8 protein-coding genes and 1 pseudogene are annotated in these 11,102 nt (G+C 67.5%); 7 read left to right on the top strand and 2 right to left on the bottom strand.

The window, feature by feature from the left end; all coding sequences use genetic code 11:
* Positions 1-101: 101 nt before the first annotated feature.
* Positions 102-686 (top strand): annotated as a pseudogene (locus ACYVD0_RS00940) (group II intron maturase-specific domain-containing protein); the annotation flags it as partial.
* Positions 687-786: 100 nt separating this feature from the next.
* Positions 787-1,893 (top strand): alpha-hydroxy acid oxidase, encoded by a 1,107-nt coding sequence (locus ACYVD0_RS00935; RefSeq protein ID WP_460425033.1) that lies wholly within the window; start codon positions 787-789, stop codon positions 1,891-1,893.
* Here the strand turns inward: ACYVD0_RS00935 and ACYVD0_RS00930 are convergent.
* Both ACYVD0_RS00930 and ACYVD0_RS00925 read right to left on the bottom strand, forming a co-directional pair.
* Complete coding sequence (locus tag ACYVD0_RS00930) at positions 1,890-2,669, bottom strand: tetratricopeptide repeat protein (RefSeq protein ID WP_460425032.1); 780 nt, start codon at positions 2,667-2,669, stop codon at positions 1,890-1,892. The genes ACYVD0_RS00935 and ACYVD0_RS00930 overlap by 4 nt on opposite strands.
* Before the next feature lie 10 nt (positions 2,670-2,679).
* The gene (locus ACYVD0_RS00925) at positions 2,680-3,360 is read right to left on the bottom strand and encodes a PKHD-type hydroxylase (RefSeq protein ID WP_460425031.1); all 681 of its coding nucleotides are present in this window, start codon (positions 3,358-3,360) and stop codon (positions 2,680-2,682) included.
* Positions 3,361-3,539: 179 nt separating this feature from the next.
* On the opposite strand from ACYVD0_RS00925, the gene ACYVD0_RS00920 reads away from it, so the two are divergent.
* From ACYVD0_RS00920 to ACYVD0_RS00900, 5 genes are all read left to right on the top strand, one after another.
* Positions 3,540-5,828: a TonB-dependent receptor gene (locus ACYVD0_RS00920; protein WP_460425030.1), complete on the top strand. Its 2,289-nt coding sequence runs from the start codon at positions 3,540-3,542 to the stop codon at positions 5,826-5,828.
* A 206-nt stretch (positions 5,829-6,034) separates the two neighbouring features.
* A complete protein-coding gene (locus tag ACYVD0_RS00915; RefSeq protein WP_460425029.1) occupies positions 6,035-8,398 on the top strand; it encodes a PepSY domain-containing protein in 2,364 nt (787 codons plus the stop codon).
* A gap of 69 nt (positions 8,399-8,467) precedes the next feature.
* A complete protein-coding gene (locus ACYVD0_RS00910; protein WP_460425028.1) occupies positions 8,468-9,220 on the top strand; it encodes a 5-oxoprolinase subunit PxpA in 753 nt (250 codons plus the stop codon).
* Complete coding sequence (pxpB, locus tag ACYVD0_RS00905) at positions 9,217-9,894, top strand: 5-oxoprolinase subunit PxpB (RefSeq protein ID WP_460425038.1); 678 nt, start codon at positions 9,217-9,219, stop codon at positions 9,892-9,894. Before ACYVD0_RS00910 ends, pxpB begins: the two co-directional genes overlap by 4 nt.
* Positions 9,891-10,811 carry a 5-oxoprolinase subunit C family protein gene (locus ACYVD0_RS00900; protein ID WP_460425027.1) on the top strand — a complete coding sequence of 307 codons (921 nt, stop codon included), beginning with the start codon at positions 9,891-9,893 and terminating at the stop codon, positions 10,809-10,811. The genes pxpB and ACYVD0_RS00900 overlap by 4 nt, the downstream gene beginning before the upstream one ends.
* Positions 10,812-11,102: the final 291 nt, after the last annotated feature.

The following is an 11,102-nucleotide window of genomic DNA, read 5'->3' as shown; positions in this document are numbered from 1 at the left end:
CGCTGCGCAGAATCCAGAAGTTGCCGGAGCTGGTGAGATCGTTTTTCCGCCACCCGGACTGCCGATATACAGCAGCATGACATTACTTTTTAAAAGATTAGTATGTGCGCAGTCCTCGTGCAGGTGAGCGGGTGCTGATCGGTGTTGAGCACTTCCTGAACCAACGTCTGAAACTGGCGTTGAATCGGGACAAGAGCCGAGCGGCAGAGGCATGGAAGTGCGACTACCTGGGGTATGGAATGAGCTGGCATCAGCAGCCACGGCTGCGAGTGGCAACGATGAGCCTACGTCGCTTGCGCGACCGGCTCGGTGAGCTGCTGCGCGGAGTGCGGGGCCACAAGCTGGCTAGCGTCATCAAGCGGATCAACCCTGTGCTGCGTGGCTGGGCTGGCTATTTCAAGCTAAGTCAGAGCAAGCGACCGCTTGAGGATCTGGACGGGTGGGTCAGGCACAAACTTCGCTGTGCGATCTGGCGCCAATGGAAGCGGCCCTCTACGAGGGCTCGCAACCTGATGCGACTGGGCCTGAGCGAGGCGCGTGCCTGCAAGTCAGCCTTCAACGGACGAGGCCCCTGGTGGAACTCGGGGGCATCGCACATGAACCAGGCGTTACCCAAGAAGCTCTGGGATGGGCTTGGACTGGTCTCGATACTGGATACGATAAACCGGCTTAACCGCATAACCTGAACCGCCGTATACGGAACCGTACGTACGGTGGTGTGGGAGGACGGCGGGTGCGAACCCGCCTCCTACTCGATCGAATCCCGATAGCCTAGGAGCGGACGCCATGCACCGACCCCTGCCCAAGCTGCAGCAGATCCCCGCAAGCATCGCCGCGGTCGCCGACTACGAGCCCTTCGCTCGCGAGCGGATGAGCGAACTGGCCTGGGCCTACATGGCCGGCGGCGCGGCGGACGAACTGACCCTGCGCGACAACTGCACGGCGTTCCAGCGCCTGCGCTTGCGCAGCCGGGCGCTGCAGGATCTGACCGACGGCCATACCCGCCTGGAGCTGTTCGGCCAGCGCTTCGAGCAGCCGATCCTGCTGGCGCCGGTGGCCTACCAGAAGCTCGCCCATCCCGAGGGCGAGCTGGCCACGGTGCTGGCGGCCTCGGCGGTGCGCGCCGGGATGGTGGTCAGCACCCAGGCCAGCGCGGCGCTGGAGGACATTGCCCGGCAGGCGCAGGCGCCGCTGTGGTTCCAGCTCTACGTGCAGCCCGACCGCGAGTTCACCCGCGAACTGGTACAGCGCGCCGAGGCGGCCGGCTACCAAGCGCTGGTGGTGACCGTGGATGCGCCAGTCAACGGCCTGCGCAACCGCGAGCAGCGCGCCGGCTTCGTGCTGCCCGAGGGGGTGGAGGCAGTCAACCTGCACGGCATGCGCACGCTGCCGCCGGCCATCAGCCGGATCGGCGACAGCGTGCTGTTCGGCGGCCCGCTGCTGGCCGCCGCGCCGACCTGGCGGGATCTCGCCTGGCTGCGCTCGCTGACTCACCTGCCGGTGCTGGTCAAGGGCGTGATGCACCCCGAGGACGCCCGCCGCGCAGTGGCCGAGGGCATCGACGGGATCATCGTCTCCAACCACGGTGGGCGCACCCTGGACACCCAGCCGGCGACCATCGAGGTACTGGAGGAGATCGCCCGTGCCGTAGAGGGGCAGCTGCCGCTGCTGCTGGATGGCGGCATCCGCCGCGGCACCGACGTGTTCAAGGCCCTGGCCCTGGGCGCCAGCGCAGTACTGGTGGGGCGGCCCTATGTCTTCGGCCTGGCCGCGGCGGGCGCGCCGGGCGTCTGCCATGTCGTGCAGCTGCTGCGGGCCGAGTTGGAGGTGGCGATGGCCCTGACCGGCTGCCGGACACTGGCTGACATCGGCCCGTCGCTGGTCGATCGCTAGAAGGCTTGCTCAGCCGGCGAGGTGCCGGCTTCCAACTCGGCGCAGCGCCGGGCGTAGGCTGCGGCGATGTCGGCGAGTTCCACGCTGGCAGCCCGCTGCAGTTCGTCGCAGGCCTTGCGCAGGAACTTCAGATGACCGAGGGCGAGGGCTTCGCGCAGCCAGTGGCGGGCCTCGTCCCAGCGGCCAAGGCCCATCAGCACCGTGGCATAGCTGAACTGGCCGCGGAAGTCGCCGGCCTCGGCGGAGCGCCGGTAGCAGGCGAAGGCGGCCGGCGGATCGGCGCGGACCCCCCGACCTTCCTCGTAGTAGCGGCCGACCAGGTTCATCGACTTGGCGTGCCCCAGCCCGGCGGCGCGCTGGTACCAGGCGAAGGCCTGCGCTTCGTCGCATGCAACCCCGCGGCCGGTGGCGAGCAGGTTGGCGTAGTTGTACATGCCCCAGTCGAGGCCGCGCTCGGCCGCCGTGCGGTAATGCCGGGCGGCGGCTGCCTCGTCGATGGGGCCGCCCCAGCCCAGCTCGCAGCAGCGGCCCAGCATGTTGCTGGCCATGGTGTGACCGCTCTGGGCGGCGATCTCGAACCAGTCGCGGGCCAGCGCCGCGTCGCGCTGGATGCCGAGGCCATCGAGCAGCAGCTGGCCGAGCAGGGCCTGGGCCTCCAGCTCGCCGGCGCTCGCCGTGGCGAGAATCCAGCGGGCCGCCTGGCGCGGATCCTCGGCCAGACTCCGGCCCAGTTGTGCGAGATCGGGCGTTTCGGTGCGATGCAGGATGAAGCTCATGGTCGTCCGCTCACACCTCGCCCCAGCGGCGCAGCAGGTTGTGGTAGTTGCCGGTCAGTTGAACCAGCGCTGGGTGGTCTTCCATGTCGCGCGACAGGCTCTGGATGGCTTGGTCCATCTCGTACAGCAGGCTGCGCTGGGAGTCCTCGCGGACCAGGCTCTGCGTCCAGAAGAAGGAGGCGTAGCGCGCCCCGCGGGTGACCGGGGTGACCTGGTGGATGCTGGTGGCCGGGTAGAGCACCAGATCGCCGGCCGGCAGCTTGACCCGCTGCATGCCGTAGGTGTCCTGGATGACCAGTTCGCCGCCGTCGTACTCGTCCGGGTCGCTGAAGAACAGCGTGGAGGAGAGGTCGGTGCGCACCCGCTCGGCGGAGCCGCGCACCTGGCGCACGGCGTTGTCGATGTGAAAGCCGAAGGTGCCGCCGTCGGTGTAGCAGTTGAACAGCGGCGGATAGACCTTGTGCGGCAGCGCGGCGGACATGAACTGCGGGTTCTGCCACAGGCGTTCGAGCATGGCGCTGGCGACTTCCTGCGCCAGCGGATCGTCCTCGGCCAACTGCAGGTTGTGCTTGGTCCGGGCCGACTGATAGCCCGCGCTCACCTTGCCATCGATCCAGTGTGCCTGCTCCAGCGCCTGGCGGATGTGCCGGACCTCGTCACGGGAAAAGACCCCCGGTATGTGTAGCAGCATGGTGGCTGGCTCCGATCAATCGAGAATATGTCTCATATGTTATTTGTTTTTATTTGACAGGTAAATGACCAGGAAATAAGGATTGTCACGTGTAAATTATGTAAATCTGTATCGTTTGGTTATGAGAATTGTTATCTATTGTGGCGCACGACATTCGTTTCGTTAGGAGACAAACCATTATGTTGTGCATTCGCATTAATGAGCGGTCGGCTGCCACGCCGTGCATGCTGGCTTCTGCAGTGGGAGTCATGGCCGCATTTTCCGCAGTCAGCGGGGTACGTGCCGAGGAGGCGGCACAGAAGGAAACCGCACGGAAGGGCGCGGAGAGGAAGGGAGTCTTGTCGCTGGAGTCGGATACCGTCGTCGGGGAGAGAGAGGATGATTACAAGGTCGAGTCGGCCTCGAAGAAGTTCACCGCACCGCTGCGCGAGACGCCCAAGTCGGTCACCATCATTTCCCGGCAGGTCATCGAGGACACCGGCTCGCTGAGCCTGGTCGATGCCCTGCGCACCACCTCCGGCATCACCTTCGGCGCCGGCGAAGGCGGCAACCCGGCGGGCGACCGGCCGATCATCCGCGGCTTCGACGCCGAGAGCGACACCTTCATCGACGGCCTGCGCGACGTCGCCTCGCAGACCCGCGAGGTCTTCAACATCGAGCAGATCGAGGTGAGCAAAGGCCCGGGCTCGGCCTACACCGGCGCCGGCTCCACCGGCGGCAGCATCAACATGATCACCAAGACCGCCAAGCGCAACAATTTCCTCGATCTCAGCCAGACCTTCGGTTCGGACCAGACCCGCCGCTCCACCATGGACCTCAATCGGATGCTGACCGACCAGATCGGCTTCCGCCTGAACCTGATGAAGCACGACGCCAACGTCGCCGGCCGCGACGGGGTGGACGTCAGCCGCTGGGGTGTGGCGCCGACCATCACCTTCGGCTTCGACACCCCGACCCGTGCGACCTTTTCCTACTACCACCTGGAAGCCGACGACATGCCGGACTACGGCATTCCAGTGAAGCCGGCAACCGCCAGCAACCCGGTGCGCAAGCCGGTGAACGGCGACAAGGACCATTTCTACGGCCTGACCGGCCGTGACTTCCGGGAAAGCAGCACCGACTCCGGCACCTTCAAGATCGAGCACGATCTCAACGAGAACGTGACGATTTCCAATACCTTCCGCCAGGTGCGCACCACCCTCGACTACATCGCCACCAACCCGAACGACTCGGTCGCCGGCAATATCGAGAGGGGATTAGTGTGGCGCTCGCCGAAAAGCCGCAACTCCACCTCGGAAGGCTGGGTCAACCAGACCGACATCCAGGCGAAATTCACCACCGGCAGCATCGAGCACAGCCTGGTGGGCGGCATCGAGATCACCGACCAGGACGTGCACAACCGTCCCTATGCCTTTTACACCGCGGACGGCAAGCCCATCTCCACCACCAGTAGCTGCAACAGCGCCAGCCTGGCCTCGGGCAACTGCACCACCCTGAACAACCCGACCTACAAGGACGACTGGGCCGGCTACTACACCGATGGGCTGTCTTACACCGACACCGATACCCAGACCAAGTCCGCCTACCTGTTCGACACCCTCAAGTTCAACGAGAAGTGGTCGTTGAACCTCGGCCTGCGCTACGACGATTTCGAAACCAAGTCCTCGGGGTACAGCACCGGGACTCGTATCCAAGCCCCGGGCAGTTTCAAGTTCGAGAACAACAACAACTTCTGGAGCCACCAGTTGGGCGTGGTCTACAACCCGCTGCCCAACGGTAGCGTCTACGCGGCCTGGTCGACCTCGCGCAACCCGGTCGGCGAGACCGCCGGCGAAGGCAACAACAGCATCGCAGGTGCCACCCAGGACCTGGAACCGGAACGCAACCGCAACATCGAGCTGGGCACCAAGTGGGAGCTCCTCGACGGCCGCCTGGCGCTGGATTCGGCGATCTTCAAGACCAAGAAGTCCAACGCGCGGGTCACCGACCAGGACGGCAGGACGCAGAACATGGGCGAGGTCGAGATCAAGGGCTTCGAGCTGGGCATCAACGGCCGCCTCACCCGCGAGTGGCAGATCTTCGCCAACTACACCTACCTCGACAGCGAGATCGTCGATGGTGGCATAGTCAACGGCATTGACGGTGCCAACGACGGCAACGAAAACCCCAGCACCCCGGAGAACAGCTTCAGCCTCTGGAGCACCTACCAGTTGTTCCCCTTCCTCACCGTCGGTGGTGGCGCCAACTATGTGGATTCGCGCTACGGCGATGCCGCCAACACGATCCAGGTATCCAGCTACTGGCGCTACGACGCCATGGCCAACCTGAAGGTGAGCAAGAACCTCGACCTGCTGCTGAACATCCAGAACCTGACCGACAAGCGCTACTTCGATCAGGTCTTCACGACCCACATGGCCCACGTGGCGGCGGGGCGTACTGTGCTGCTAGCCACCAACTTCCATTTCTGAGGAGGTTGCAAAGCCGTCAAGGGCCGCCTGCGGGTGGCCTTTGCGTGTCTGCCGGTGACGAGGTAAAGGTTGGGTAAAGCCGATTTGTTGCAAATTGTTCCCGAATAGAATTTTTCGCACTGCCGCGCTGGTGGTGCACTGTGGCGGGCGACCGTGTTTCGATTTCAACCGTGCTGCCAAAGGCGATACCGATCAGGTGATATCAGGTGATGAAGAAGATCCTCTTCCAGCTGCACTGGCTGCTCGGCATCAGCGCCGGGCTGGTGCTGGCGGTCATGGGTGTGACCGGCGCGACCCTGTCCTACCAGGATGAGCTGCTGCGCTTTCTCAATCCCGGGGTGATGACCGTCGAGGTGCCGCCGGGAGTGCAGGCGCTGAGCCCGGACGAGCTGCTCGCCGGCCTGCGCGGACAGGTGGGGCAGCGTCAGGTACTGGGCCTGACCCTGTCGAGCACGCCGGACGATGCGGCCCAACTGATCGTCAGCGGCGGCGGCCCGCGCGGCGAGACCCTCTATGTCGATCCCTACAGCGGCGACCTGCTCGGCGCGGCGCGGGGCCTGGGGTTCTTCCGCTTCATGATGCAGGTGCACCGCTGGCTGGCCATCGGCGATACCGGCAAGGCGATCACCGGCGCCTCGACCCTGATCCTGGTGTTCCTCTGCCTGTCCGGTCTCTACCTGCGCTGGCCGCGCCGGGCCGGCGACTGGCGTGCCTGGCTGGTCCTCGACTGGTCGCGCCGGGGCCGCGGCTTTCTCTGGAACCTGCATGCGGTGGCCGGCACCTGGGCGCTGCTGCTCTACTTGCTGGCCGCGCTGACCGGCCTGAGCTGGTCCTACGACTGGTACCGCCAGGGCCTTTTCGCCCTCGCCGGCGAAACCGCCCCGCAGCACGGCGGCCCTGGCGGCGGGCGCCGTGGTCCGCCGCCGGGCGGCGAGCAGGGCAGGGCTCCAGCTCCGGCGATCGGCCTCAATCCCCTGTTCCAGGCCTTCCGCCGCGAGGTGGGGGATCCCTACCGGCAGGTCAATCTGACGCTGCCCGAGCGTCCTGGCCAGCCGCTGCAGATCATGTATGTCGCGACCGATGCCGAGCATGCCCGGGCGATCAGCCGGTTGAGCCTCGACACCGGCAGCGGTGTGCCGCTCAAGCACGAGCGCTACGCGGACAAGAGCCTGCCCCAGCGCCTGCTCGCCAGCCTCTATCCGCTGCATACCGGCGAATATTTCGGTCAGCCCGGTCGTGTGCTGATGCTGCTCGCCAGCTTGGGCATGCCGCTGTTCTTCATTACCGGCTGGCAGCTCTACCTCGACCGCCGGCGCACCCGCCGCGCCGCCCGCAAGGCGCAGCAGGCATTGGCGATATCGACCGACGGCCAGCCGTGGCTGGTTGGCTTCGCCAGCCAGAACGGTTTCGCCGAACGGCTGGCCTGGCAGGCCGCCAGTCAGTTGCAGGCGGGCGGCGCCGCGGTGCAGGTGCGCTCGCTGGCGCAGCTCGACGAGAGCGACCTGCGCGGCACCGAACGCGCGCTATTCGTGGTCAGCACCTTCGGCGACGGCGAGGCGCCGGACAGTGCGCGCGGCTTCGTGCGCCGGGTGCTCGGCGGCGAGTGCCAGCTGGGCCACCTCCGGTACGCCCTGCTCGGTCTCGGCGACAGCCAGTACCAGCGCTTCTGCGCCTTCGCCCGGCAGCTCGACCAGTGGTTGCAGAAGCAGGGCGCGCGGGCGCTGTTCGCCCCGGTGGAGGTGAATAGCGGCGATGCCGCAGCCCTGCAGGTCTGGCGCGAGCAGCTCGGCCGGCTATTCGGCAGCGAGCCGTCGGCGCCGGTCGAAAAGGGCTTCGCCGAATGGACGCTGCTGGCCCGCGAATGCCTCAACCCCGGCAGCGCGGCCGAGTCGGTCTGGCGCCTGATCTTCCAGATCCCGGACGGGCAGCGCTGGGAGGCCGGCGATCTGGCGGAGATCCGTCCGCCGCACGCCGCTGCGCTGCGCTGCTATTCGATTGCCTCGCTGAGCGAAGATGGCGTGCTGGAGCTGCTGGTGCGCCGCTATCGGCGCCCCGACGGCACGCCGGGGCTGTGCTCCGGCTGGCTGTGCGAGCTGGCGCCGGGCTCCCGCGTGCCGCTGCGCCTGCGCCCCAACAGCGGCTTCCGCCTGCCGGCGGACGACCGGCCGCTGCTGCTGATAGGCAACGGCGCCGGCCTCGCTGGTCTGCGCGGCCTGCTGCGCGAGCGCATCCGACGTGGCCAAGTCAGCAATTGGCTGATCTTCGGCGAGCGCAGCGAGGCCCACGACTTCCTCTGTCGCGAGGAGCTGCTGTCCTGGCAGGCAGCAGGCCGGCTGGCCTGTCTCGACCTGGCCTTCTCTACCGAAGGGGAACGCAAGGTCTACGTGCAGGACTGCCTGCGCGAGTCCGCCGATGCCCTGCGCGACTGGTTGGCCGAGGGTGCTGTCATCTACCTGTGCGGCAGCCAGGGCATGGCTTTCGGGGTCGAGGCGGTGCTGATCGAGCTGCTCGGCAGCGCCGAAGTCGAGCGCTTGCGCGACAAGGGGCGCTTCCGGCGCGATCTCTTCTGAGGGCGATTGCGGGGGGCCGCGTTTCCCCGCAGGCTTGCGACAGGCCGGTGGAAGCTCCAAGCTAGTTCCATGAAGACCAACACAGCCATCCTTCTCAACTGCGACATGGGCGAGAGCTTCGGCGCCTGGACAATGGGCAACGACGTGCTGGCCATGCCGCTGATCGACCAGGCTAACCTGGCCTGCGGCTTCCACGCCGCCGATCCCCTGACCATGCAGCACAGCGTGGCCCTGGCGGTGCGCCATGGGGCGAGCATCGGCGCGCACCCGGCCTACCCGGACCTGGCCGGCTTCGGTCGCCGCCATCTGGACTGCTCGCCCGAAGAGGTGCGCGCCCTGGTGCTCTACCAGCTCGGCGCGCTGGACGCCTTCTGCCGCGCCGCCGGCACCCGCATCGACTACGTCAAGCCGCATGGCGCGCTGTACAACGACCTGGTGCGCGACGACAGGCTGCTCGCCGCCGTGCTGGAGGCCTGCGCGGCATTCCGCCCGGGCCTGCCGCTGATGGTCCTGGCGCTGGCCGACAACGCCCGCGAGGCGCGCCTGGCCGAGGCCGCCGGGGTGCCGCTGTTGTTCGAGGCCTTCGCCGACCGCGCCTACCTGTCCGACGGCCAGCTGGCGCCGCGCCGCCTGAGCGGGGCGGTGCACCAGGACTCTGAGCGCATCCTCGCCCAGGCCTTGGCCATCGCCCGCGGCGAGCCCTTCCCGGACCTCGACGGCAAGCCGCTGCGCCTGTGGGCCGACAGCCTCTGCGTGCACGGCGACAACGCCGAGTCGCTGGCCGTGCTGCGCCGCCTGCGTGCGGCCCTCGACACCCTCTGATGCGCCTCGAACCGGCCGGCGCCGAAGCCCTGCTGCTGGTCCTGGCCGAGCAGCCGGACGCCGGGCTGCCGCTGCGCATCGCCACCCTGGCCGATCGAATCCATCTCGAACTGGGGCCCTTGCTCGTCGACCTGGTACCCGGCTGGACCACCCTGCTGCTGCATTACGACCTGCTGCGCACTGACCACCTGCAGCTCGGCAAGCGCCTGCTGCCCCTGCTCGAAGACTGGTACGCCCAGCCACAGTCCCCCCGAGTTGGACGCCTGCATGAAATCCCCATCTGGTATGCCGGCGAGGACCTGGCCGAGGTGGCCCGCGCCTGCGCCCTGAGCGAGGCCGAGGTGATCGCTCTGCACAGCGGTACGGAGTACCGCGTCGGCGCCATCGGCTTCGCCCCGGGCTTCGCCTATCTGGGCGAGCTGGACGCGCGCTTGGCCCTGCCGCGCCGGCGCACGCCGCGCACCCGGGTGCCGGCCGGCTCTCTGGCCATCGCTGAGCGGCAGACGGCGGTCTATCCCCAGGCCTCGCCGGGCGGCTGGCACCTGCTCGGGCGCTGTCCGCGGCGCCTGTTCGACGCCCAAGCCGAGCCGCCCTGTCCGCTGGCGGTGGGCGACCGGGTGCGCTTCTTCGCCATCGACGAAGCGGCCTTCTGCGCTGAGGGCGGCGCGCTGTGAAGGGCCTTGCGGTGATCCGCCCCGGCCCGCTCAGCCTGGTGCAGGATGCCGGCCGTCTGGGCTGGCAACACCTTGGCGTCTCCCCCGCGGGCCCGCTGGATGTCCACGCGGCGGCCTGGGCCAACCGCCTGCTGGACAATCCCTGGGGCACGCCACTGCTGGAGATCGCCCTCGGCGGCGTGGAGCTGGAAAGCACGCTCGACACCTGGGTAGCGCTCTGCGGCGCCGAGCTGGCCATCACGGTGGACGGGGCGCCGCGGCCGAACTGGTCGCGTTTCGCCCTGCGCGCCGGGCAGCGCCTGAGCCTCGGCTTCGCGCGCAGCGGCCAGCGCGCCTACCTGGCGGTGGCGGGGGGCTTTCGTGCCGGGGCAGTGCTGGGCAGCGTGGCGACTCAGGGCCGCGAAGGTCTCGGCGGGCTGCACGAAGACGGCCAGCCCCTGCGTGCCGGGGATCTCTTACCCTGCGCGCCGGCCAGCCGATCCGGCGCAGCCAGCGTGCCCTGGCGCTTCGTGCCGGACTACCGGGCCGAAGTCTGCCTGCGGGTGATGCTCGGTGGGGATGCCGGGGACTTTTCCGTGGCCGGGCGCCAGCACTTCTTCGCCCGCGTCTGGCGACTGAGCCCGCAGTCTGACCGCATGGGTGCGCGCCTCTTGGGCGAGCCTTTGCAGGCGCCAACACGACAGTGGTCGCTGGGGGTTGTCACGGGCGCCATCCAGGTGCCGCCGGACGGCCAGCCGATCGTCCTCTTGGCCGACCGGCAGACCATGGGTGGCTATCCCATCCTCGGCTGGGTGCATCCGCTGGATCTGGGGTTGCTGGCGCAGTGTCCGGCACACCGGACGGTGCGCTTCAAGCGGGTGAAGCTGAAGGTGGTGCAGGAGGAGTTACGGGGGTTTTATCGGTTCTTCGGACGTTGACCGCTTACTGGTTCTCTATGGCCTAACTTCTGCGAGCAATCACAGCGCTTTCCTCGGCCCGGCCGACAGGTTTCGCCCTGCACGGCGAGTCACTTTCTTCTTGCTTGCCCAAGAAGAAAGTGACCAAAGAAGAAGGGTACCCGACATCCGGCCCTTCACTGCGCTGCGCTTCGTTACGGGTTCCCTCGCTCCGGCGCTGCTCCGGGGGCCGTCGCGAAGGGACGTCCCTGTCCCTTCGCGACTCGCTCGGCCTCCTGCGCAGCGCCTGCACTCGGCCTTCTGTACGGGACT

The sequence above is a fragment of the Azotobacter armeniacus genome, from assembly GCF_054779355.1.
This window is presented reverse-complemented; position numbering and strand designations above follow the sequence as displayed.

What these genes read in the sequence shown, in the direction of transcription:
- ACYVD0_RS00920 (WP_460425030.1), top strand. Translation starts at nt 3,540, where the DNA reads ATGTTGTGCATTCGCATTAATGAGCGGTCGGCTGCCACGCCGTGCATG.
- ACYVD0_RS00930 (WP_460425032.1), bottom strand. Translation starts at nt 2,669, where the DNA reads ATGAGCTTCATCCTGCATCGCACCGAAACGCCCGATCTCGCACAACTG.
- ACYVD0_RS00910 (WP_460425028.1), top strand. Translation starts at nt 8,468, where the DNA reads ATGAAGACCAACACAGCCATCCTTCTCAACTGCGACATGGGCGAGAGC.
- ACYVD0_RS00935 (WP_460425033.1), top strand. Translation starts at nt 787, where the DNA reads ATGCACCGACCCCTGCCCAAGCTGCAGCAGATCCCCGCAAGCATCGCC.
- ACYVD0_RS00925 (WP_460425031.1), bottom strand. Translation starts at nt 3,360, where the DNA reads ATGCTGCTACACATACCGGGGGTCTTTTCCCGTGACGAGGTCCGGCAC.